This window comes from Streptomyces sp. NPDC058289 (genome assembly GCF_042880975.1).
In the GTDB taxonomy this organism is placed as follows: Bacteria; Actinomycetota; Actinomycetes; order Streptomycetales; family Streptomycetaceae; genus Streptomyces; species Streptomyces stoeckheimensis.
Map to the genome: position 1 here is coordinate 56,424 of NZ_JBHVYI010000024.1, position 22,221 is coordinate 78,644.

Here is a 22,221-nt window from a genome sequence, read left to right on the forward strand (position 1 = left end):
CCGTTCGACAGTGCACCCCCATCGAGGCACGTCGATCAAAGTACTTCAGCTGAAGTGGTTCGGCAAGGGGTCATGTGCCGGCGATCGGGAATCACTGCGGCTTGCGCCACATCGGCCACATCGGCGGACCGTCCGGCAGCCGCACCGCCTCGCCCGTGAACTGCCAGCCCAGCCGCTCGTACAGCCCCTTGCTGCGCTCGCTGCTCGCCTCCAGGTACGCCGGCACGCCCTCGCGGTCGCAGCGCTCCAGCACCGGCCGGATCAGCTCCGTGCCCAGCCCCTCGCCCTGCCGCCCGGGGGCGACCGCGATCATCAGCAGGTACTCGTGCTCCTCCGCCATCGGGTGCACCGCACCCGTGAGCCGACCCACCAGCTCGCACCGCTCGTTGTCCGGGTCGGCCACGGCCCGCATCTTCGCCGGGATCTCGTCCTCGACGTGCTCGCCCTCCGGATCGGCCGCCGGGATCCGCAGCCACAGTGCCGCCGCCGAACCGTCCACCGCGTAGTCGATCCGACCCTCGGCCAGCGCCACGTCCACGAAGACGCCCAGGAACTTCCCGTGCACCGCGGCCCGGTGCTCCGGGTCCGGGAACACCCAGCTGCTCACGGGATCGGTGCGGAAGGCCTCGTCGAGCAGCCGCGCCACGGCGTCCCGGTCCGACTGCCCGGCTTGACGTATCTCCAGCCCCATGGGTCACACCCTTCACATCACTCACGCGTCAACAACCGTGAGTGATCCTAGAGTTGCCCCACCGACGCAGAAAGGCCCGTTCCGGCACCGTGCGGTGCCGGAACAGGCCTCCGGGGTCCCCCATGCCCCCTACGCGGTCACTTCGTACGCCGCGTCACGAACTCCGCCAGCGCCAGCAGCCCGCCCGCCGCCCCGAGGTCCGGGACGGCCCGCGACAGCTGCTGCACCGCCCGCCCCATCCGGTCGGCGGCATGGGCCTGCGCCCAGTCCCGCCCGCCGGCCCGCTCCACCGCCGCGGCGGCCCTGCCCACGTCGTCCCCGTTCATGGGACCCGCGTACAGCGCGGCCAGTTCCTCCCCCGCCGTGGTGCCCGAGGTGAGGGCGGCCACGACCGGGAGGGACTTCTTGCGGGCGAGCAGATCGGCCCCGGCGGGCTTGCCCGTGTGGCCGGGGTCCCCCCAGATACCGATCAGGTCGTCGATGAGCTGGAAGGCCAGCCCGGCCTCCCGGCCGAAGGCGTCCATGGCGTCGACCTCGTCCGGGCCGGCCCCCGCGTACAGCGCGCCGAGCGCGCACGCGCAGCCCAGCAGGGCTCCGGTCTTGGCCGTCGCCATGATCAGGCACTCGTCGAGGGAGACGCTGGGGCGCTGCTCGAAGGCGCAGTCCGCCTGCTGGCCCGCGCACAGTTCGACGATGCAGGCGGCGAGCCGCGCCGAGGCCGCCGCCGAGGCCGGATGCGGGTCCTCGGCGAGCAGCCGCAGCGCGAGCGCCATCATCGCGTCGCCGGTGATGATCGCGTCCGACGTGCCGAAGACCGTCCAGGCCGTCGGCCGACCCCGCCTGCGCACGTCCTTGTCGATGACGTCATCGTGCAGCAGCGTGAAGTTGTGCGCCAGCTCCACGGCCACCGCCGCCCGTACGGCGCCCCCGGCCACCCCGTCCCCGCGCAGGGCCTGCGCGGCGGCGAGCACCAGGGCGGGCCGGATGGCCTTGCCGGTGCTGCCCGCCGCCGGGGTGCCGTCCTCGTGCTCCCAGCCGAAGTGGTACATCGCCACGCGCCGCATCGAGCCGGGCAGGCTCTCCACGGTCCGGCGAAGTTCGGGGTTGACCGTTTCTCTCGTCCGCTCCAGCAGGACGGCGGCTTCCTGCCCCTCGCTGGTGGTGATCGCCTCAGTGGTCGACATGGCGTGTGCGCTCCGTCCCGTCCTGCCCCGTTTTACGTCGGTCCCTTCGCTCCGGCGTCAGCGCCGGAGCCGGCCGGGTCAGCTCCAGCGGGCGATCTCGACGTTCTCCAGGACGCCGAGCGCGTCCGGCACCAGTACCGCGGCGGAGAAGTAGGTGGTGACCAGGTACGAGATGATCGCCTGCTCGCTGATCCCCATGAACCGCACCGAGGTGCTCGGCTCGATCTCGTCCGGGATCCCGGGCTGGTGCAGGCCGATCACGCCCGACTCGTCCTCGCCGGTGCGCATGCAGAGGATGGAGGTCGTACGGGCGTCGCTGATCGGGATCTTGTTGGACGGGAACATCGGGACCCCGCGCCAGGACGGCACCCGGTGCCCGCCGATCTCGACCGACTCCGGGTACAGCCCGCGCTTGTTGCACTCGCGCCCGAAGGCGGCGATGGCCTTGGGGTGTGCCAGGAAGAACTTGGATCCGCGCCGCATGCTGAGCAGCTGGTCCATGTCGTCGGGGCTGGGCGCTCCGTCGTGGGACTGGATGCGCTGGTCGTAGTCGGCGTTGTGCAGGAGGCCGAAGTCGCGGTTGTTGAGCATCTCGTGCTCCTGGCGCTCGCGCAGCGCCTCGACCGTGAGCCGCAACTGCTGCTCGGTCTGGTTCATCGGCTGGTTGTACAGGTCGGCGACGCGGGTGTGGACGCGCAGGACCGTTTGCGCAATGGAGAGTTCGTACTCGCGCGGGCGGGCTTCGTAGTCGACGAAGGTGCCCGGCAGGACGGCTTCGCCCTGGTGGCCGGCGGAGAGGTCGATGGCGGCCTCGCCGTACTTGTTGGTGCGCTGCTCGGGCAGGGCCCGTACGGAGTCCACGTGCGCCCGCAGCGAGTCGACGCGGTCGGCGAGGATCTGGAAGTCCTGGCGGGAGAGGACGAGCACGGTGCCGGCGGTGGCGGCGCGGGCGGTGTACTCCCAGATGGCCTCCTCGTCGACGAGGGAGTCCTCGCCGAAGAAGGCCCCGTCGGCGACGGTCTGCAGGACGGCGTCGTCACCGTAGGGGCCGGGGCCGATCTGGTCGATGCGCCCGTGGGCGAGCAGGAACACCTTGTCGGCGGGGCTACCGAAGGAGGTGAGCTCCTGGCCCGGCTCGAAGTCGATCTGGTGGCAGCGCGCGGCGAGTTCGGCCAGCGCCTCGGGGTCGTCGTAGTCGCGCAGCACGGGGAGCTCCCCCAGCTCCGCCGGAATCACCTGCACCTGCGTGCCGGTCTTGATGAACTCCACGATGCCGTTGCCGACCGAGTAGCTCAGTCGCCGGTTGACCCGGTACGTGCCGCCCTGGACGGACACCCAGGGGAGCATCTTCAGGAGCCACCGCGAGGTGATCTCCTGCATCTGCGGCGCGGACTTGGTCGTGGTTGCCAAGTTCCGCGCGGCCGATGTCCCCAGACTGCGCTGCGGTGCCTGGGTCTCGGATTCGGAACCTGCCTGGACCGACATGAATTTCCCCTTCGATCACTCCATGAATCTGCGGGAGGAGCCTGTCAGCACGGAACGTGGTCGGACCATTACACAAAAGGGTGGGACTACTCCGTTCGTGGCTGGGCATTCTCCTGAGTTCAACTCCCGCCCCATGAGGCACTTGGACCCCACCCGTTTCAGCCATCCCGCGCGATGACCTCTCTTTAATTTGCACCCTGGATGCAAGTTTTCTACGCTGACCCCATGCGGCTGACCCGATTCACCGACCTCGCCCTGCGCGTCCTGATGCGCCTGGCCGTCGCGGGGGAGGACCTCCCGACCACCCGTGACGTGGCGGCCACGATGGAGGTCCCGTACACCCACACCGCCAAAGTGGTCGCCAAGCTGCAGCATCTCGGTCTGGTCGAAGCCCGCCGCGGACGCGGCGGCGGCCTCACCCTGACCCCCGCCGGGCGTGCCGCCTCGGTGGGCGGGGTGATCCGCGAGCTGGAGGGCGCCGGCGACGTCGTGGACTGCGACGGCACCGTCGCGTGCCCACTGCGGAGCGCGTGCATCCTGCGCGGGGCGCTGCGCCGGGCTCAGGAGGCCTTCTTCGCCTCCCTGGACCCACTGACGGTGAACGACCTGGTCGCAGCCCCGACCGGTCCGCTCCTGCTGGGCATTTCGGGCGGATCGACGGGGGCCGGAAGACCCTGACGACGGGGGCCGGATGGCCGATTCACACCGGCACTGGACCCGCATAACCTGATGTCCGCAGACGTTTCGAACACAGATCCGTATCGCCACAGACACCCGCGCCGTCTGTTCATAAATACGCATTTCACATTCCAGTTTTGCGATCCACCCCGACCCGAGGAGTCACCCGAATGCTTTCCGAGAAGTCGACCGCGACCGTACGAGCCACCCTGCCCGCCGTGGGCGCGGCCATCGGCGACATCACGGAGCTCTTCTACGGGAAGCTCTTCGCGGCCCACCCCGAACTGATCCGCGACCTCTTCAACCGCGGCAACCAGAACGCCGGGCTCCAGAAGCAGGCCCTCGCCGGCTCCATCGCCGCCTTCGCGACCCACCTGGTCGACCAGCCCGGCGCCCGCCCCGACGTGATGCTCAGCCGCATAGCCCACAAGCACGCCTCCCTCGGCGTCACCCGCGAGCAGTACCCGATCGTCCACAAGCACCTCTTCGAGGCGATCGTGGAGATCCTCGGCGAGGCCGTCACCCCCGAGGTCGCCGCAGCCTGGGACGAGGTCTACTGGCTCATGGCGAACGCCCTCATCACCATCGAGGAACGCCTCTACGCCGAGCAGCAGGTCCTCGCCGGCGACGTCTGGCGCACCTGGACGGTCGCCGCCCGCATCGAGGAGACCGCGGACTGCACCACCTTCCACCTCACCCCGGCCGACGGCTCCCCGGCGCCCGGCTTCAAGCCCGGCCAGTACGTCTCCGTCCAGGTCGAACTCCCCGACGGGGCTCGCCAGATCCGCCAGTACAGCCTCTCCAGCGCCCCTGGCTCCCCCATCCGCTCCATCACCGTCAAGCGGGTCCACGGCCCGGCCGCCACCGGCCCCGACGGCGAGGTCTCCAACCACCTGCACGCCGAGATCCGCACCGGCGACACCCTGCGCGTCTCGACCCCCTACGGCGACCTGGTCCTCCAGGACACCACCGCACCGGGGATCCTGGCCTCGGCCGGCATCGGCTGCACCCCGATGCTCTCCATGCTGGAACACCTGGCCGACACCGCGCACACGGCCCCGGTCACCGTCCTGCACGCCGACCACTCCCCCGCCGACCACGCCCTGCGCACCGACCACCGCGCCCTGACCCACAAGCTCCCCGACGCCTCGGCGCACTTCTGGTACGAGGCCGACGCCGAGCCCGGCGATCACGAAGGCCGCCTCGACCTCACCGCCGTCCCGGTCGCCCCCGGCACCAAGGCCTACCTCTGCGGCCCCCTCCCCTTCATGCGGGCGGCCCGCGAACAGCTCATCGCCAAGGGCGTGGCTCCCGCGGACATCCACTACGAGGTCTTCGGCCCCGACCTGTGGCTCGCCTCGGCCTGATCCGTGCGCCGGGTGCGCGCCCTTGCGACGGAATGACCACCTCCGCTACACGTTGAGTAATCACCTGACTACTCACAGCCAAAAGGAGGCGGTCATGGCCGCACCCCTGTCCGCGGACCGGTTCATCGGCGCCCTGCGGGCCGAGGGCCTGACGGTCGTCGAAGTCGGCGGCTGGCGCACCCACAACCGCAACCACAAGGGCCCCTGGGGGCCGGTGCACGGGGTGATGCTCCACCACACCGTCACCCACGGGACCGCGTACACCGTCCAGCTCTGCCGCGACGGCCACGCAGACCTCCCCGGCCCGCTCTGCCACGGCGTGATCACCAAGGACGGCCGGGTCCACCTGGTCGGCCACGGCCGCGCCAACCACGCCGGCGCGGGCGACTCCGACGTCCTGGCGGCGGTGATCGCGGAGAAGCGCCTCCCGCCCGACCAGCACGCGAACACCGACGGCAACCGCCACTTCTACGGCTTCGAGTGCGAGAACCTCGGCGACGGCAAGGACCCCTGGCCGGCCCTCCAACTCGACGCGATGGCCCGTGCGTCGGCCGCCCTGTGCCGCGCCCACGGCTGGACCGCCCGCTCGGTCGTCGGCCACCTGGAATGGCGCCCGGGCAAGATCGACCCGAAGGGCTTCACGATGGCCTCGATGCGCACCCGCGTCGAGGAGCGCCTGAAGTAGCTGCCGGGGCGGCCGTCCGGGGCAGACCCGCTCTGACGTGCGACGGAACGGTCGGGTGCGGCACACAATGGGCGGGTGGAACGTTCAGTCACCCCCGGCCCCGACCCCGACCTGATCCTGCGCCCCCGCCCGGCCTCGCCGCTGCGGGAGGTCCGTGACGAGCGGTTCGCCGCGCACGGGGTGCGGCTGCTGCTCAAGCGGGACGACCTGGTCCATCCGGAGTTGCCCGGCAACAAGTGGCGCAAGCTCGCGCCGAATCTGCGGGCCGCCGTCGCGGGCGGGTACCCGGAGCTCGTGACCTTCGGCGGGGCCTACTCCAACCACCTCCGGGCCACCGCCGCGGCCGGCCGGCTGCTGGGGCTGGCGACGGTCGGGATCGTACGGGGGGACGAGCTCGCGGGGCGGCCGCTGAACGACTCGCTGGCCCGGTGCGCGGCGGACGGCATGAGGCTGCACTTCGTGCCGCGGTCGGCCTACCGGGACAAGGCCGGGCTGCCCGCGCTGGCGGGCGCCGAGGGGGCCTACGTGATCCCCGAGGGCGGCAGCAACGCACTCGCCCTGCACGGCTGCGCCGAGCTGGGCCGCGAGCTGAGCGGCGCCTGCGACGTGGCCGCCGTGGCCTGCGGGACCGGGGGCACGCTGGCCGGGCTGGCGGCGGGACTCGGCGCGGGCCAGCGGGCGGTGGGGGTGCCGGTGGTCGGGGGCGGCTTCCTGGAGGCGGAGATACGTTCCCTCCAGACGGCCGCTTTCGGCGGCCCGGCGGGCGACTGGTCGCTGGCCGAGGGCTACGCCCACGGGGGCTACGCCCGGGTCCCCGCCGAGCTGGCCGAGTTCGCGGCGGACTTCGAGGCCCGCCACGGCCTGCCGGTGGAGCGGATCTACGTGGCGAAGCTCCTGTGGGCCCTGCTCGCCCTGACCCGCGAGGACGCCTTCCCCCGCGGCACCACCCTGACGGCGGTCGTCACGGGCCGCCCGTAGCCCGCCGGGCGGGCCCGCGCCGCGCCGTCAGCCCGCCTCCTCCCGGTACGCCGCCGCCTCCTCCAGGTCCAGGCGGCGCAGCAGGGCCCGGAGCATTTCGTCGTCGATGCGGCGGGCGTCGCGCAGGGAGACGAAGACCTCGCGTTCCGCTTCGATCATCTCCCCCGCCAGGCGGCGGTAGACGTCGTCCGCGGACTCGCCCGTCACCGCGTTGACCTCCCCCAGCCGCTCCCACACCGCGTTGCGGCGCCGCTCCAGCACCGTGCGCAGCCGGTCCGCCAGCGGGGGCGGGAGGGCGTTCGCGGGGGAGGCCAGGAGTTCCGTCAGGCGGTCCTCCGCCGCCCGCGAGGCCTCGCTCTGGGCCTGGGCCTCCGCCAGGGTCTCGGCGTGGGTGTCCTTGGGCGGCAGCCGCAGCAGCCGGATCAGCGGCGGCAGGGTCAGGCCCTGGACCACCAGCGTGCCGATCACCGTCGTGAAGGTCAGGAACAGGATCAGGTTCCGGTGCGGCACGCTCATCGGCACGGAGAAGGCGATCGCCAGCGAGACCACGCCCCGCATGCCCGCCCAGCCCACGACGACCGGAGCCTTCCAGCTCGTCTCCGGCTCGCGCGTGCGGATCCGCTGCGAGAGCCTCGGCAGGAACGTCGCCGGGAAGACCCACGCGAAGCGGGCCGCGACCACGACGAGGAACACCACCACCGCATAGCCCGCCGCGGCCGGGCCCTCGTACTCCCCCAGCCCCTTCAGCACGACCGGCAGCTGGAGCCCGATCAGCGCGAAGACCACCGATTCGAGGATGAAGGCGACCATCTTCCAGACCGCCTCCTCCTGGAGCCGGGTCGCGAAGTCGACCTGCCAGTTGCGGTGACCGAGGTACAGCGCGACCACCACCACCGCCAGCACTCCCGAGGCGTGCACCCGCTCGGCCGCCGCGTAGGCCACGAAGGGGATCAGTAGCGACAGGGTGTTCTGCAGGAGCGGTTCGCGCAGCTTCTTGCGCAGGACGTGGATCGGGACCATCAGCAGCAGGCCGACCGCGACCCCGCCCACCGAGGCCGTCAGGAACTCCCGGATCCCGTCCGTCCAGCCGGCGCTCGTCCCGACCGCCGCCGCCAGCGCGACCTTGAACGCGGTGATCGCGGTGGCGTCGTTGACCAGGGACTCACCCTGGAGGATGGTCGTGATCCGGTTCGGCAGTCCGAGCTTGCGTGCGATGGCCGTGGCCGCGACCGCGTCGGGCGGGGCGATGACCGCCCCCAGCACCAGCGCCACCGGCAGCGAGAGCCCCGGCACCAGCAGGTACGCCGCGTACCCGACGGCGACGGTCGCGAAGAGCACGTACCCCACCGAGAGCAGCGCCACGGGCCGGATGTTCGCCCGCAGGTCCAGGTACGAGCTGTCCACCGCGGCCGTGTAGAGCAGCGGCGGGAGCAGCAGCGGCAGCACGATGTGCGGGTCCAGGTCGTACTCGGGCACGCCCGGCACATAGGCCGCGGCCAGTCCGGCGGCGACCAGCAGCAGCGGCGCCGGCACCGGGGTGCGGCGGGCCAGGCCCGCGACGATCGCACAGCCGGCGACCAGCGCCACCAGCGGCAATACCTCCATCGAAGATCATCCTCGCTTGAGTCATGTCATCCCGGGCGCCCGCACCTCAGTACGCTGGCCATCATGAGCGAGTGCACCCACGTTCCCGAACTGCCGCGCCCCGAGCCGGTCCCGCTTGCCCAGACCTGCCCCGAATGTCTGGCGCTCGGCAGCCATCCCGTCCAGCTCCGGCTGTGCCTGGGGTGCGGGCACGTCGGCTGCTGCGACTCCTCGCCCCATCGGCACGCCACGGCGCACCACCGGGAGACCGGACATCCGGTGATGCGCAGCTTCGAACCGGGCGAGACCTGGCGATGGTGTTTTGTCGACGGTTCGATCGTCTGAACCGGGGTAGATCAACCCTCCGCCGGTTCCCCTGATTTGGGCCCGCAGACCCCTAGCCACTGTGCGTCCCCATGGGCTTACCATCAGTCACTGGTCGCAGGTACGGCCTCTCGGCCAGCTATGTTCGACGGGGTTCTGCACCCTCCGACAGGGGTGCCGCGACACGATCGCCCGGATCGCGATAGCGTCACCGGCGAACAGAGCTCGTACCACCTTGGAGGTGAGGGTGTCCCAGATCGCAGGCGAGCCCGGGACCCAGGACTTCGTGGAAGTCCGGCTGCCCGCTGCGGGTGCCTACCTGTCTGTGCTGCGGACGGCCACGGCCGGCCTCGCGGCACGTTTGGACTTCACCCTCGACGAGATCGAGGACCTCCGCATCGCGGTGGACGAGGCCTGCGCGATCCTGCTCCAACAGGCCGTGCCCGGCTCCGTCCTCAGCTGCGTCTTCCGGTTGGTGGACGATTCGCTGGAGGTGACCGTCTCCGCCCCGACCACCGACGGCCGGGCGCCGGAGCGCGACACGTTCGCGTGGACGGTCCTCTCGGCACTCGCCGGGAAGGTCGAGGCCACGGTCGAGGAGAACAAGACGGTGAGCATCAGCCTCTACAAACAGCGCGGCGCGGGACCAGGCCCGGCGTGAGCGGCGGGGAGGTCCCGGTGCGGGGCGGGGATCGGCCCCGGGTAGGACACGAGGTCGACGGCGGCATTCCGGAGCAGCAGCACGCCCGGCCGCACCCGGCTGACACGGATGCGGAAAACGGCTTTTTGGACTCGGCGGAGCGACGGGCGGGCCCTGTGAGCGAGAACCAGCACGACCAAACACTGCCGGTCCAGCCACCGGGGGCCGCTGCCACGGCCCCGCCGGCGGCCCCGGCCGCGGACACAGCACCGGCCGCGGACACCACCGAAGCCCTCCGGGCTCCGGTGTTCACGGCGCCGGTACCCCTGCCTGATCCGCGTGACCGCAGCGGCGCGCGGGCCCTCTTCATCGAGCTCCGGGCGCTGCCCGACGGCTCGCCGGAGAAGGCGGAGCTGCGCAACCGGCTCGTACGGATGCACCTGCCGCTGGTCGAACACCTGGCCCGGCGCTTCCGCAACCGCGGCGAGCCGCTGGACGACCTGACCCAGGTCGCCACCATCGGCCTGATCAAGTCGGTGGACCGCTTCGACCCGGACCGCGGGGTCGAGTTCTCCACGTACGCCACGCCCACCGTGGTCGGCGAGATCAAGCGCCACTTCCGCGACAAGGGCTGGGCGGTACGGGTCCCCCGGCGCCTGCAGGAGCTGCGGCTCTCGCTGACCACGGCGACGGCGGAACTGTCCCAGCAGCACGGCCGCTCCCCCACGGTGCACGAACTGGCGGAACGGCTGGGGATCTCCGAGGAGGAGGTGCTGGAGGGCCTGGAATCGGCCAATGCCTACAGCACGCTCTCGCTGGACGTCCCGGACACCGACGACGAGTCGCCGGCGGTCGCGGACACCCTGGGCTCGGAGGACGAGGCGCTGGAAGGCGTCGAGTACCGCGAGTCCCTCAAGCCGCTGCTCGAAGGGCTGCCGCCGCGGGAGAAGCGGATCCTGCTGCTGCGGTTCTTCGGCAACATGACCCAGTCGCAGATCGCCCAGGAGGTCGGCATCTCACAGATGCACGTCTCCCGGCTGCTGGCCCGCACCCTGGCCCAGCTCCGCGAGAAGCTCTTGGTCGAGGAGTAGAAGAGCCGGTCGTACGGGTTATCGGGCCTGCTCCGCGGGCCCGATTCCCAGCGCCTCGGTGGCCTTCTGGTTCACCAGGAGGGCCGTGACGGCCACGGCGGCCATGGCCAGCGCCACGCCGGCGACCTTCATCGTCCCTCCCGCGGTCCACAGCATCCAGGCGACCGGCAGGGACATCAGCTGGGTGATCAGCGCCGGGCCGCGGCTCCAGCGGCGGCCCAGGAACAGCCCGCGCGCCGCGACCAGCGGCAGTGCGGCCAGGACGAGCAGGGTGACCCCGCCGGTCGCGGCCTGCAGGGAATCGCCGCCGCCGAAGACGGCCGTGTAGAGGTCGGCGATGCCGGGCCCGGCCAGGGCCAGCCCCTCCAGCGCGGTCAGCGCGGCGGCAGCGGTCAGCCGGCGGGGCAGCGCGACGGGGACGGCGGACTCGGTGGGGGTGGGCTTCGTACTCACCCCAGCAGCGTAGCCGCGCCCCTCCCGCACCCGGAGGGGACGGCCAGTATGGGCGGCGCCGGAAGGGGTCGGTAGGCTGACGCCCATGCGTGCACTCCTCGTGGCCAACCCAGCAGCGACGACCACCAGTGCGCGCACGCGCGACGTCCTGACCCACGCGCTCGCCAGCGAGATGAAGCTGGAGGCCGTCACCACCGAATACCGCGGCCACGCCCGGGACCTGGGCCGCAGGGCGGCCGAGACCGGTATGGACCTGGTGGTGGCCCTGGGCGGTGACGGCACCGTCAACGAAGTGGTCAACGGGCTGCTGCACGAGGGACCCGATCCGGACCGGCTGCCCGGACTCGCGGTGGTCCCCGGCGGCTCCACCAATGTCTTCGCCCGCGCACTCGGCCTGCCCAACGACGCGGTCGAGGCGACCGGCGCCCTGTTGGACGCACTGCGGGAGCGGCGCGAACGAACGGTCGGCCTGGGGCTCGCCGCCGGCACCCCGGGCACGGAGGACGAGTCGGTTCCGGCGCGCTGGTTCACCTTCTGCGCGGGCTTCGGCTTCGACGCGGGCGTGGTGGGCCGCGTCGAACAGCAGCGGGAACGGGGCAAGCGTTCGACCCATGCCCTGTACGTGCGACAGCTGATGCGCCAGTTCTGGGAAGAGCCCAACCGCCGGCACGGCACGGTGACGCTGGAGCGGCCCGGCGCGGATCCGGTGACGGACCTGGTGCTGTCGATAGTGTGCAACACCTCGCCCTGGACATACCTGGGCAACCGGCCGCTTTACGCCTCCCCGGAGGCGTCGTTCGATACTGCGCTTGACGTATTGGCACTGGACCGTTTGTCAACTCCGGCGGTCGCCCGCTACGCGACACAGCTCCTGACCTCGACTCCTGAGCGCGGTCCGCACGGCAAGCATGCGGTGTCTCTGCACGATCTGACGGACTTCACCTTGCATTCGAAGGTGCCGCTTCCGTTCCAGATGGACGGAGACCACCTCGGGCTGCGCACCAGCGTTCGGTTCACAGGCGTACGCCGTGCACTGCGTGTGATTGTGTGAGCGGAAGGGCCGAAAGGCCTTTCACTCGAACGTTTACACGCCGGTCCACCCCTAGGAAGTAGGGCTGTGACCTAGTAGACACCGACGAATCAAAAAAAACTTTCCGGAAGGGGTTGTATCCCCGTCCGAGGTTTGCGAATCTCTACATGGCGATCGGGACAGCCCGCAGAACCCGGCACCCACACAGACCGCCAGAACCCCTCCACGAATCTTCGGCAGCCCAGGGCGAGTTTTCCCCCAAACTGGGCGGTCTCCCTTCCCTCACGAAGGGATTCGTGAAAGCGTTCACATTCACAAGCAACCTGCCCGCAATACAAGGAGATGGAGCAGCCATGGACTGGCGTCACAACGCCGTTTGCCGCGAGGAAGACCCGGAACTCTTCTTCCCCATCGGCAACACCGGTCCTGCGCTGCTGCAGATCGAGGAAGCCAAGGCCGTCTGCCGCCGTTGCCCCGTCATGGAGCAGTGCCTGCAGTGGGCGCTCGAGTCCGGTCAGGACTCCGGTGTCTGGGGCGGCCTCAGCGAGGACGAGCGCCGCGCAATGAAGCGCCGCGCCGCTCGCAATCGGGCGCGCAACGCAACCGCCTGACATCGACTTTCGAGCCTCGAGCCGCAGCGCGTAGTACCCATATAAGCGCTCAGCAACGTGCTCTTGAACCCCGTACCGAAAACCATTCGGTCCGGGGTTCAGTGCTGTCCGGGGCCGGTGAGCAGCCCATGACGTCACCCTGAGTAACCGGTGCAACGCGCTACTTCTGCGGGCTGGCCGGTATGTCGAGGACGACCTTGGTGCCGCGCGGCTCGGACGCGACCATGTCGAAGGTGCCGCCGAGCTCGCCCTCCACCAGGGTCCGTACGATCTGCAGCCCGAGGTTGCCGGCCCGCTGGGGGTCGAACCCCTCGGGCAGACCGCAGCCGTCGTCGACCACGGAGATCAGCAGCCGGGCGTCGTCGCGGCCACTGCCCGAGCGGGCCGCGGACACCTCCACGGTGCCGCCCTCCCCCTGGGTGAAGGCGTGCTCCAGGGCGTTCTGGACGATCTCCGTCAGCACCATCGACAGCGGGGTGGCGACCTCCGCGTCCAGGATTCCGAAGCGGCCGGTGCGCCGGCAGGCGACCTTGCCCGGGGAGATCTCGGAGACCATCGCGATCACCCGGTCGGCGATCTCGTCGAACTCGACCCGCTCATCCAGGTTCTGAGACAGCGTCTCGTGCACGATCGCGATCGAACCGACGCGGCGGACGGCTTCGTTCAGCGCCTCGCGCCCCTGCGGCGAATCCATGCGGCGGGCCTGTAGGCGCAAGAGCGCGGCCACGGTCTGGAGGTTGTTCTTGACCCGGTGGTGGATCTCCCGGATGGTCGCGTCCTTGGTGATCAATTCACGTTCGCGACGGCGCAGTTCCGTGACGTCGCGGCACAGGACGAGCGAGCCGATCCGGGTGCCCTTGGGCTTGAGCGGGATGGCCCGCAGCTGGATGACTCCGCCGCTGCCCTCGGCCTCGGTCTCGCGCGGCGCCCAGCCGCTGGCGAGTTTGACCAGGGCCTCGTCCACCGGGCCGCGGGAGGGCGCGAGTTCGGAGGTGATGGTGCCCAGGTGCTGGCCGACCAGGTCGGAGGCGAGGCCGAGCCGGTGGTAGGCGGAGAGCGCGTTCGGGGACGCGTACGTCACCACGCCCTCGGCGTCGAGCCGGATCAGGCCGTCGCCGACGCGCGGGGAGGCGTCCATGTCGACCTGCTGGCCGGGGAACGGGAAGGAGCCCGCCGCGATCATCTGGGCCAGGTCGGAGGCGGACTGGAGGTAGGTGAGCTCCAGCCGGCTGGGTGTACGCACAGTGAGCAGGTTGGTATTGCGTGCGATCACGCCGAGGACCCGGCCCTCCCGGCGCACGGGGATCGACTCGACGCGGACCGGCACCTCCTCGCGCCACTCCGGGTCCCCCTCGCGCACGATGCGGCCCTCGTCGAGCGCGGCGTCGAGCAGCGGGCGGCGGCCGCGCGGGACCAGGTGGCCGACCATGTCGTCCTGGTACGAGGTGGGGCCGGTGTTCGGGCGCATCTGTGCGACCGAGACGTACCGGCTGCCGTCGAGCGTGGGAACCCACAGCACGAGGTCGGCGAAGGAGAGGTCGGAGAGCAGCTGCCACTCCGAGACCAGCAGGTGGAGCCACTCCAGGTCGGTTTCACTGAGAGCGGTGTGCTGGCGTACGAGGTCGTTCATGGAGGGCACCTGGCGAGCGTACCCCGGGTACGGGCCATGACTTTCCTCAGCGCGATACTCCGGAGTATCCAGGAGACCCCGCTTCCGCGTAGGGTTGGAGGAAGTGACGGTAATCAGGGTCCCGTCATTGGATGGACAGAACAGATTGGTCTAGTCCACAATTGCATCAAGCTTCCGCCCTCCCCGCACAGGAGGACGGATCGAGGTAAGCCGCGCGATCTGCCCTGACCGCGCGTCACCTCCCACCGGCCGTCGGGCACCGCACACCCGTCGACCGTAAGTACTCCGGGCTACGGTGCCGGGCGGGCTGAGGGTCCCGTTCGGCACCGTGGCCCAGAGGAATGCGACACAGAGGCATGCGACCCCGAGGAACGCGACCCCGCGCATGCGGCCCGGGGCGATGCGGCCCCTCCTGCGACCAGGCCCCCAGGGCCGGCTCCGCCACCGCCTCCACCACTGCCTCCGGCTCTTCCCGGCCCGCGCCGTCGCGCGACTGGCGGGACATCCCCTGCAGCACCGCTCCGGCGTGACGCGCCGGCGCCCACGCACCCACGCGTCCGTGCCGACCGACGGGACTCCCGGGTCGCCCCGATGAAGCCGTGGGCGCCATGGGGGCGACCCGGGGCCGCGCCTCCACGGTCGGGGCCGGGTTCGGCGTCCCGGGCGGCACGGAGGCCCTCTGGGCGGCGTACGCGACCCATCCACCGGCTGCCGAGGGGGCTCCGGCTCTCGCTGCCGTAGGGGGCGCCTCCCGGATCGGGCAGGGCCCGGTCCGGGAGGCCGGAGCGGCGGATCCGGCCCACCATGGAGTGTGCGCGAAGACCCGGCAACGGGGCACCGCCTCTGCTAGATTGGTCTATACCACAATCGTCACACTCCAGATCGGCAGGCCCCGCGTGGAAGTTGTCATCGTCCCGGACGCCAAGGCAGGCGGCGAGCTCATCGCGGAGGCCATGGCCGCTCTGGTCCGCCGCAAGCCCGACGCCCTGCTCGGCGTGGCGACCGGCTCTACCCCGCTGCCCATCTACGAGGCGCTCGCCGCCAAGGTCAAGGCCGGACTGGTCGACGCCTCCAAGGCCCGCGTCTGCCAGCTCGACGAGTACGTGGGCCTGCCCGCCGGGCACCCGGAGTCCTACCGCGCCGTCGTCCTGCGCGAGGTCGTGGAGCCGCTGGGCCTGTCCGAGGCCTCCTTCATGGGCCCGGACGGCTCGGCCGAGGACATCGTCGGCGCCTGCGACGCCTACGACCGCGCCCTGGCCGCGGCCGGCGGCGTGGACCTCCAGCTCCTGGGCATCGGCACGGACGGGCACATCGGCTTCAACGAGCCCTGCTCCTCGCTCGCCTCCCGCACCCGCATCAAGACGCTGACGGAGCAGACCCGCGTGGACAACGCGCGCTTCTTCGACAACGACATAGAGCAGGTGCCCCACCACGTCATCACCCAGGGCATCGGCACCATCCTCGACGCCCGCCACCTGGTCCTGCTGGCCACCGGCGAGGGCAAGGCGGAGGCCGTCGCGCAGACCGTCGAGGGCCCGCTGTCCGCCCTCGTGCCGGCCTCCGCGCTCCAGCTGCACCGCCACGCCACGGTGATCGTGGACGAGGCCGCCGCGTCCAAGCTGAAGCTCGCGGACTACTTCCGCCACACCTACGCCAACAAGCCCGCCTGGCAGGGCCTGTAGGCCCGTAGGCACGGCGAAGGCCGGGTCCTCCCCCCATGGGAAGGCCCGGCCTTCGCCGTATCCGCGCACCCGGCGGCCCGGACGCGGCGGCCGGACGCGGCGGAGCCGGGCACCCCCGTGACGGGTGCCCGGCTCCGGTCCGTGTCCTGTGCCGGACGTCCTGCGCCGGACGTCCTCCGCTAGACGCCCGCGATGATCTCCGCGGCGGCCCGCCCACAGACCCGGGCGGCGCCGTGCGTCGCGATGTGCAGCGCACCGCGCGGCTCGGCCCGCGGCAGCCCCATCTCGACCACGATCGTCTCCGGCCGCGCCGCGACGAGCGCGTCCAGGGCCTCGGTCATCCAGGGGTGCCGGTGCGCGTCGCGGACCACCGCGACGACGGTGCGGTTCCCCGCGGCGGCCAGGACGTCGGCGGCGGTCGACCCCTGCGGGTACACGCCCGACTCGGTGCCCGGGACCAGCGCGGACACCTCCCCGGCCACGCCCCACGGGGTCTCGTCGCCGACGGCGATGTTCGCCACCGGGGTGAGCGTGGCGATGTACGGGGCGTTCACCGGGGCAGCCGCCTTGGGCGAACCCGTCACGACCACCGCGCGGCGGGCCGCCGCCAGTCCGATCCCGGGCGCGCTGCTCCCCTCCGGCCGCGCGCCCCTGCGGACCTGGCGGGTCCACTCCGCCAGCGAGCGGACCCGGGCGGCGGCCTCGGCGAGGCGCTCCTCCGGGAGCGAGCCCTCGCGGACGGCCGCGACCAGCGCGTCGCGCAGTCTCAGTACGGTGCCCTCGTCGGCGAGCCCGCCGCCGACGCAGATGGCATCGGCGCCGGCCGCGATGGCCAGCACCGAGCCGCGCTCGATGCCGTACGTCCCGGCGATGGCGTTCATCTCCATGCCGTCGGTGACGATGAGGCCCTCGTAGCCGAGCTCCTTGCGCAGCAGACCGGTCAGGATCTGCGGGCTGAGGGTGGCCGGGCGGGTCGGGTCCAGGGCCGGCACCAGGATGTGGGCGCTCATGACGGCCTTGGTGCCGGCCTCGATGGCGGCCCGGAAGGGTACGAGTTCCCGCGCGGCCAGGGTGTCGAGGTCCACGTCGATGCGCGGCAGCGCGTGGTGCGAGTCGACGTTGGTGTCGCCGTGGCCCGGGAAGTGCTTGGTGCAGGCGGCGACGCCGGCGGCCTGGAGGCCTTCGACGTACGCGGCGGTGTGCCGGGCGGCGAGGTGGGTGTCGGCGCCGAAGGACCGTACGCCGATGACCGGGTTGTCCGGGTTGGAGTTGACGTCGGCGGACGGGGCCCAGTTGAGGTTGACCCCGCACTCGGCGAGACGGCGGCCCAGCTCGCGGGCGACGTCGCGGGTCAGGTCCACGTCGTCCACGGCGCCGAGGGCCAGGTTGCCCGGGAACGAGGAGCCGCCCCGGACCTCCAGGCGGGTGACGTCGCCGCCCTCCTCGTCGATGGCGACGAGGACGTCGTCCCGCTCGGTACGAAGCTGCGCGGTCAGCGCGGCGAGCTGCTCGGGCGAGGTGATGTTGCGGCCGAAGAGGCCGACGGCGGTGAGGCCTTCGGCGACCTGCCGGAGCAGCCAGGCGGGGGCGGTGGTGCCCTCGAAGCCGGGCTGGAGGACCGCGAGGGCGTCCCTCGTCAACGTGTCTGTGCGGTGCGCAAGGACAGTCATGGGCCGTTATCCCTTCACGGCGCCGGCGGTCATGCCGCCGACGGCCTTGCGCTGGAGGAAGACGAAGATGAGCAGCACCGGGACCGCGAAGAGCGAGGAAGCGGCCATGGTGGCGCCCCAGTCGTTGCCGAAGGCCGTCTGGAACTGGGTCAGCCACAGCGGCAGGGTCTGCGCGGTCTTGTCCTTGTTCAGGATCAGGACCATCGCGAACTCGTTCCAGGCCGTGATGAAGCCGAAGAGCGAGGTGGACATCAGGCCGGGGGCCAGCAGCGGGAAGATCACCTTGCGGAAGGCCTGGCCGCGGGTGCAGCCGTCGATCTGGGCGGCTTCCTCCAGCGTCACCGGGACGGCGGCGATGAAGCCGCGCAGGGTCCAGATGGTGAAGGGGAGGACCATCACGAAGTAGATCGCGGTGAGCAGCGGGAGGCTGTTCAGCATCTCGGAGTCGCGGGCGATCATGTACATCGCGATGACCATGACCTCCCAGGGCGCCATCTGGGCCATCATCACCGCGAGGACCAGGCCCTTGCGGCCCTTGAACCTCATGCGGGCGATGGCGAAGCTCGCGGCGAGGGCCACGAGCAGGGCCAGGGTGACGGCGCCGATGGTGACGATGAAGCTGTTCGCGACGTAGGTCCAGAACAGGTCGACGCCGGTGGCCTTGGTGAAGTTCTCCATCGTCGGCGCGAAGACGAAGACGGGGTCCTTGGAGAGGATCTCGCTGGACGGCTTCAGGGCCGAGGAGAACATCCAGTAGACGGGGAAGACGAAGAGGACGGCCAGCAGCAGGGCGCCGACGTTCTTGGCGACGGCCGCGGGACGGATCGGCCGGCGGTTGCGCAGCTGCTGGGGCTTCGCGGACGGCGCGGACGGCGCGGGCTTCGGGGCGGTGGTGGTGCTCACTGCTCCTCCTCCTGCTTCAGGATCAGACGGAAGTAGAAGGACATGACGATCACGAGCATCACGATCGTCAGGACGGAGATCGCCGCGGCCAGCCCGTAGTGGCCCTGGCTCTGGCCCTCTACGTACGCGTAGATCGTCAGGGTCTCCGAGGCGCGGTCGGGGCCGCCCTTGTTCATCGCGTAGATCTGCGTGAAGGCCTTGAAGATCCAGATGACCTCAAGGAACGTCGTGACCAGGAAGAACGACTTGAGGTTCGGGAAGACGACCTTCCAGAACGTCTGCCAGCCGTTGGCCCCGTCCATGCGCGCGGCCTCGTACAGCTCGCCGCTGACCGTGGTCAGGCCGGCGTACATGTTGAGGGCGACGAAGGGGATGGAGCCCCAGGCCAGCAGGACGGTGATGATCACCATGGTGGACATGCCGGTCTCGAACCAGTTGTGCTGGTCGTAGCCGGCGAAGCCGAAGGTGCGCATCAGCCAGTTCATGACGCCGTACTGCTCGTCGAACAGCCACTGGAAGACGGTCACGGAGGCGACGATCGGCATGGCCCAGGCCATCACCAGCGCCATCGACAGGACCAGGCGCATCCACTTGCCGAGCCGGTTCAGCAGAAGCCCGATGAGGCTGCCGAGCACCATGATCAGGAAGACGTTGCCCGCGGTGAAGAGGAAGCTGCGGACGACCACGGTCCAGAACTGCGAGTCGCCCAGCAGCTCGGTGTAGTTGTCCACGCCGTTGAACGGCGCCTTCCGCTGGATGAACTCGATCTTGTCGACCTTCTGGAACGACAGGATGATGTTCTTGATCAGCGGGTACAGCAGCAGGGTCGCCATGCTGAGCACGGCGGGCCCGATCAGGAGGTACGGCAACCACCCTGAGGGGAGCGACTTTCTGCCCCCGCGAGGAGACTGGGACGCTGCCTTGGCTCCGGTGGGCGGCGGCGTCTTGGCCGGCCCCGCGGACTCGTGTGGTGCGTCCTGTGGAGCGGAGGTCGCCGCTCCCTGGGAGTGCACGGTCATGTCTGGGCTTCCTCGCGGTTGACTGTGGCGACTGGCACCCGCTTCCCCGCTCGGAGCAGGCGGCGCTTACGTCTGTCAATGCGCGACCGGGGGCGAGGTGGGCGCTCTGGGCGCCCACCGCGCCCCCGGTGCGTTCAGTACGGGTACTTCGGGGTGTTACTTGTTGATGCGGCTCGCGATTTCCTTGTCCGCGTCCGCGCCCGCCTTGGCGGCGTCGTCACCCTTCAGGACCTTCGTCATGAACTCCTTGATGGGGTTCGGCTCGGTCTCGACGTTCGCCCAGCCCGGGGTCACCGGGGTGATGTTGCCGTTGACGCCGGCCTTGGCCATCGCCTCGGCGAAGGAGCCCGCGGCCGGGGTGAAGTTCGCGCCGGCCTGGTTCGGGAGCAGCGCGCCCTTGGTCTCGGCGGCGTACTTGGTCATCTGGTCCTTGCCTGCGGCGAGGGCCAGCCACTCCTTGGCGAGGTCCTTGTTCTTGGAGCGCTCGGCGATCGCCAGGTTCGAGCCACCAAGGAAGACGGTGCCCGGCTTGTCGGCGGTCTTGCCCGGGATCGGGAAGTAACCGAAGTCGGCTTCCTTGCCCGCGTCCTTCAGCGCCTTCTCGGCACCGCCGGCCTCCCAGCCGAGGCCGATCCAGGAGGCGACGCCACCCTTGGGAACGACGTCGGTGGACTGCTGCGGGTTCGCCTCGTCCTTGTCCTTCGGGGCGGTGGAGAAGGACTGGAGCTTCTTGTAGAACTCCATCGCGGAAGCGGCCTGGGGGGTACCGAGACCACCCTTCCACTTGTCGCCGTCCTTGGTGGCGAGGTTGCCGCCCTCGTCCCAGATGAGACCGGCGAGGACGTACCAGCTCTGGCCGGGCAGGTAGATCGGCTGCGAGGCCGGGTCGGCCGCCTTCAGCTTCTCCAGGCCGGCGACCCACTCGTCGCGGGTCTTGGGCGCCGTGACGCCCGCCTTCTCGAAGGCCTTCTTGTCGTAGATGACGACGCGGTTGGCCGCGTACCACGGAGCGGAGTAGAGCTTGCCGTCGATCTCGGCCGAGGCCAGACCGCTCTTGGCCCAGGCGTCCGCGCCGAGCTTCGCCTTGTCCTTGGTCAGGTCGGCGAGACCACCGGTGACCGCGTAACCGGCGGTCTGGGTGTTGCCGAGCTCCAGGACGTCCGGCGGGGTGTTCTCGGAGAGGGCCGTGGTGACCTTCTCCTGGATGCCCTTCCAGGGCTGGACCTCTACCTTGACCGTGACACCGGGGTGCTTGGCGGAGAACTCCGCGTTGACCGCGTCGATCCAGGTCTTCGGTGCGGAGCCGTCCATCACCCAGACGGTGATCTCCTTGGCGCCACCCGCGTCGGCCTTCGGCTTGTCGTCGCCGCCGTTGCCGCACGCCGCGACTCCGACCATCATGCCCGCGACACTGACCGCCGCGATGAGCTTGCGCTTCACGCCACCCTCCTCAGGGATGCTGCCTGCAACTTCCCTTGCCCGCCGCGGTGACTCAAAAAGCACCAAGTACTGCCCGTGGGGCCGGGATCTGATCCATATTGGTGTAGACCAGTAGCTGGAGCTTGGCCTAGACCTTTAGGGGTGTCAAGGGTCTAATGAGCGGGTGCTCGGTCCGTTATCGGACCGACACCTGGGGGAGGGAGAAGGCCCGCCCTCCCTGCCGTGTCACGATGTGACCGCACATATCGGAGGAGCCGGTGACGGCAACGAAACTGGAGTCGGGAAGGCGGGCGGCGATGGCCACCGAAGGGGCGATCACGGAGCCGGACAGCGGGGCGGCCACCCGCACGGCACGCGTTCCCAAGTACTACCGACTCAAGCGCCACTTGCTCGATATGACCGAAACCCTTCCACCCGGCACACCGGTGCCGCCCGAGCGCACGCTCGCGGCCGAGTTCGACACCTCCCGCACCACGGTGCGACAGGCTCTCCAGGAGCTCGTCGTCGAGGGGCGGCTGGAGCGGATCCAGGGGAAGGGCACCTTCGTCGCCAAGCCGAAGGTCTCCCAGCCGCTCCAACTCTCCTCGTACACCGAGGACATGAGGGCCCAGGGCCTGGAACCCACCTCCCAGCTCCTGGACATCGGCTACGTGACGGCCGACGACACCCTCGCCGGCCTCCTCAAGATCGCCACCGGCGGGCGGGTCCTGCGCATCGAACGGCTCCGCCTGGCCAGCGGGGAACCGATGGCCATCGAGACGACGCACCTGTCGGCCAAGCGCTTCCCCGCGCTGCGCCGTTCGCTGGTCAAGTACACCTCCCTCTACACCGCCCTCGCCGAGGTGTACGACGTGCGCCTCGCCGAAGCGGAGGAGACCATCGAGACCTCGCTGGCGACCCCGCGGGAGGCCGGGCTTCTCGGCACCGACGTCGGACTGCCGATGCTGATGCTTTCCCGCCATTCGCTGGACGCCGACGGGGAGCCCGTCGAGTGGGTGCGTTCCGTATACCGCGGCGATCGTTACAAGTTCGTCGCCCGACTCCAGCGTCCTGCCGTCTGATTCGTAGTTGACTCT

The 22,221-nt window shown here is 70.6% G+C and carries 21 protein-coding genes; 11 read left to right on the top strand and 10 right to left on the bottom strand.

The features are described 5' to 3' along the window. Nucleotides 1-91: 91 nt before the first annotated feature. The 3 genes from ACFVX6_RS14970 to ACFVX6_RS14980 form a co-directional block, all read right to left on the bottom strand. Nucleotides 92-691 carry a GNAT family N-acetyltransferase gene (locus ACFVX6_RS14970; RefSeq protein WP_389691446.1) on the bottom strand — a complete coding sequence of 200 codons (600 nt, stop codon included), beginning with the start codon at nt 689-691 and terminating at the stop codon, nt 92-94. Nucleotides 692-828: 137 nt separating this feature from the next. Then, nucleotides 829-1,875, bottom strand: a complete 1,047-nt coding sequence (locus ACFVX6_RS14975) for a family 2 encapsulin nanocompartment cargo protein polyprenyl transferase (RefSeq protein ID WP_389691448.1) — start codon at nt 1,873-1,875, stop codon at nt 829-831. A 78-nt stretch (nt 1,876-1,953) separates the two neighbouring features. Then, nucleotides 1,954-3,360: a family 2B encapsulin nanocompartment shell protein gene (locus ACFVX6_RS14980; RefSeq protein ID WP_389691450.1), complete on the bottom strand. Its 1,407-nt coding sequence runs from the start codon at nt 3,358-3,360 to the stop codon at nt 1,954-1,956. Between the two features lie 225 nt (nt 3,361-3,585). Between ACFVX6_RS14980 and ACFVX6_RS14985 the strand changes: the two genes are divergently transcribed. The 4 genes from ACFVX6_RS14985 (at nt 3,586) to ACFVX6_RS15000 (ending at nt 7,068) form a co-directional block, all read left to right on the top strand. Beyond that, nucleotides 3,586-4,038, top strand: a complete 453-nt coding sequence (locus ACFVX6_RS14985; RefSeq protein WP_389691452.1) for an RrF2 family transcriptional regulator — start codon at nt 3,586-3,588, stop codon at nt 4,036-4,038. A gap of 170 nt (nt 4,039-4,208) precedes the next feature. Further along, complete coding sequence (locus ACFVX6_RS14990) at nt 4,209-5,405, top strand: globin domain-containing protein (protein ID WP_389691454.1); 1,197 nt, start codon at nt 4,209-4,211, stop codon at nt 5,403-5,405. 94 nt (nt 5,406-5,499) lie between these two features. Continuing rightward, nucleotides 5,500-6,090: an N-acetylmuramoyl-L-alanine amidase gene (locus ACFVX6_RS14995; RefSeq protein WP_389691456.1), complete on the top strand. Its 591-nt coding sequence runs from the start codon at nt 5,500-5,502 to the stop codon at nt 6,088-6,090. A gap of 75 nt (nt 6,091-6,165) precedes the next feature. Next, nucleotides 6,166-7,068 carry a 1-aminocyclopropane-1-carboxylate deaminase/D-cysteine desulfhydrase gene (locus tag ACFVX6_RS15000; RefSeq protein ID WP_389691458.1) on the top strand — a complete coding sequence of 301 codons (903 nt, stop codon included), beginning with the start codon at nt 6,166-6,168 and terminating at the stop codon, nt 7,066-7,068. A 27-nt stretch (nt 7,069-7,095) separates the two neighbouring features. On the opposite strand, the gene ACFVX6_RS15005 is transcribed toward ACFVX6_RS15000, so the two are convergent. Continuing rightward, complete coding sequence (locus ACFVX6_RS15005; RefSeq protein ID WP_389691460.1) at nt 7,096-8,673, bottom strand: Na+/H+ antiporter; 1,578 nt, start codon at nt 8,671-8,673, stop codon at nt 7,096-7,098. Between the two features lie 63 nt (nt 8,674-8,736). Between ACFVX6_RS15005 and ACFVX6_RS15010 the strand changes: the two genes are divergently transcribed. The 3 genes from ACFVX6_RS15010 to ACFVX6_RS15020 all read left to right on the top strand — a co-directional run bounded on the left by ACFVX6_RS15010 (nt 8,737) and on the right by ACFVX6_RS15020 (nt 10,707). Further along, nucleotides 8,737-8,997, top strand: a complete 261-nt coding sequence (locus ACFVX6_RS15010; RefSeq protein WP_250750367.1) for a UBP-type zinc finger domain-containing protein — start codon at nt 8,737-8,739, stop codon at nt 8,995-8,997. 226 nt (nt 8,998-9,223) lie between these two features. Then, nucleotides 9,224-9,637 carry an anti-sigma regulatory factor gene (locus ACFVX6_RS15015; protein WP_214949331.1) on the top strand — a complete coding sequence of 138 codons (414 nt, stop codon included), beginning with the start codon at nt 9,224-9,226 and terminating at the stop codon, nt 9,635-9,637. After that, the gene (locus tag ACFVX6_RS15020) at nt 9,634-10,707 is read left to right on the top strand and encodes an RNA polymerase sigma factor SigF (protein ID WP_389691462.1); all 1,074 of its coding nucleotides are present in this window, start codon (nt 9,634-9,636) and stop codon (nt 10,705-10,707) included. The genes ACFVX6_RS15015 and ACFVX6_RS15020 overlap by 4 nt, the downstream gene beginning before the upstream one ends. A gap of 18 nt (nt 10,708-10,725) precedes the next feature. Here the strand turns inward: ACFVX6_RS15020 and ACFVX6_RS15025 are convergent, their stop codons facing one another. Beyond that, entirely contained in the window at nt 10,726-11,160 is a 435-nt protein-coding gene (locus tag ACFVX6_RS15025) for a hypothetical protein (protein ID WP_389691464.1), read from the bottom strand. Between the two features lie 85 nt (nt 11,161-11,245). Between ACFVX6_RS15025 and ACFVX6_RS15030 the strand changes: the two genes are divergently transcribed. Then, nucleotides 11,246-12,211 carry a diacylglycerol kinase family protein gene (locus ACFVX6_RS15030; RefSeq protein WP_250750363.1) on the top strand — a complete coding sequence of 322 codons (966 nt, stop codon included), beginning with the start codon at nt 11,246-11,248 and terminating at the stop codon, nt 12,209-12,211. A 332-nt stretch (nt 12,212-12,543) separates the two neighbouring features. Beyond that, nucleotides 12,544-12,801 carry a WhiB family transcriptional regulator gene (locus tag ACFVX6_RS15035; protein ID WP_004937597.1) on the top strand — a complete coding sequence of 86 codons (258 nt, stop codon included), beginning with the start codon at nt 12,544-12,546 and terminating at the stop codon, nt 12,799-12,801. Between the two features lie 160 nt (nt 12,802-12,961). Here ACFVX6_RS15035 and ACFVX6_RS15040 read toward each other — a convergent pair whose 3' ends face one another. Beyond that, nucleotides 12,962-14,431 (bottom strand): sensor histidine kinase, encoded by a 1,470-nt coding sequence (locus ACFVX6_RS15040; protein WP_389691511.1) that lies wholly within the window; start codon nt 14,429-14,431, stop codon nt 12,962-12,964. A gap of 896 nt (nt 14,432-15,327) precedes the next feature. Here ACFVX6_RS15040 and nagB point away from each other — a divergent pair. Next, a complete protein-coding gene (gene nagB, locus ACFVX6_RS15045) occupies nt 15,328-16,113 on the top strand; it encodes a glucosamine-6-phosphate deaminase (protein WP_389691466.1) in 786 nt (261 codons plus the stop codon). A gap of 179 nt (nt 16,114-16,292) precedes the next feature. Here nagB and ACFVX6_RS15050 read toward each other — a convergent pair whose 3' ends face one another. The 4 genes from ACFVX6_RS15050 to ACFVX6_RS15065 all read right to left on the bottom strand — a co-directional run bounded on the left by ACFVX6_RS15050 (nt 16,293) and on the right by ACFVX6_RS15065 (nt 21,145). After that, nucleotides 16,293-17,783: a glycoside hydrolase family 3 protein gene (locus ACFVX6_RS15050; RefSeq protein WP_389691468.1), complete on the bottom strand. Its 1,491-nt coding sequence runs from the start codon at nt 17,781-17,783 to the stop codon at nt 16,293-16,295. A 6-nt stretch (nt 17,784-17,789) separates the two neighbouring features. Continuing rightward, complete coding sequence (locus tag ACFVX6_RS15055) at nt 17,790-18,626, bottom strand: carbohydrate ABC transporter permease (protein ID WP_389691513.1); 837 nt, start codon at nt 18,624-18,626, stop codon at nt 17,790-17,792. Between the two features lie 56 nt (nt 18,627-18,682). Further along, a complete protein-coding gene (locus tag ACFVX6_RS15060; RefSeq protein ID WP_389691470.1) occupies nt 18,683-19,705 on the bottom strand; it encodes a carbohydrate ABC transporter permease in 1,023 nt (340 codons plus the stop codon). 156 nt (nt 19,706-19,861) lie between these two features. Then, entirely contained in the window at nt 19,862-21,145 is a 1,284-nt protein-coding gene (locus ACFVX6_RS15065) for an extracellular solute-binding protein (RefSeq protein WP_389691472.1), read from the bottom strand. A 296-nt stretch (nt 21,146-21,441) separates the two neighbouring features. Between ACFVX6_RS15065 and ACFVX6_RS15070 the strand changes: the two genes are divergently transcribed. Continuing rightward, complete coding sequence (locus tag ACFVX6_RS15070) at nt 21,442-22,206, top strand: GntR family transcriptional regulator (protein ID WP_250750353.1); 765 nt, start codon at nt 21,442-21,444, stop codon at nt 22,204-22,206. The last annotated feature ends 15 nt before the right edge of the window (nt 22,207-22,221 follow it).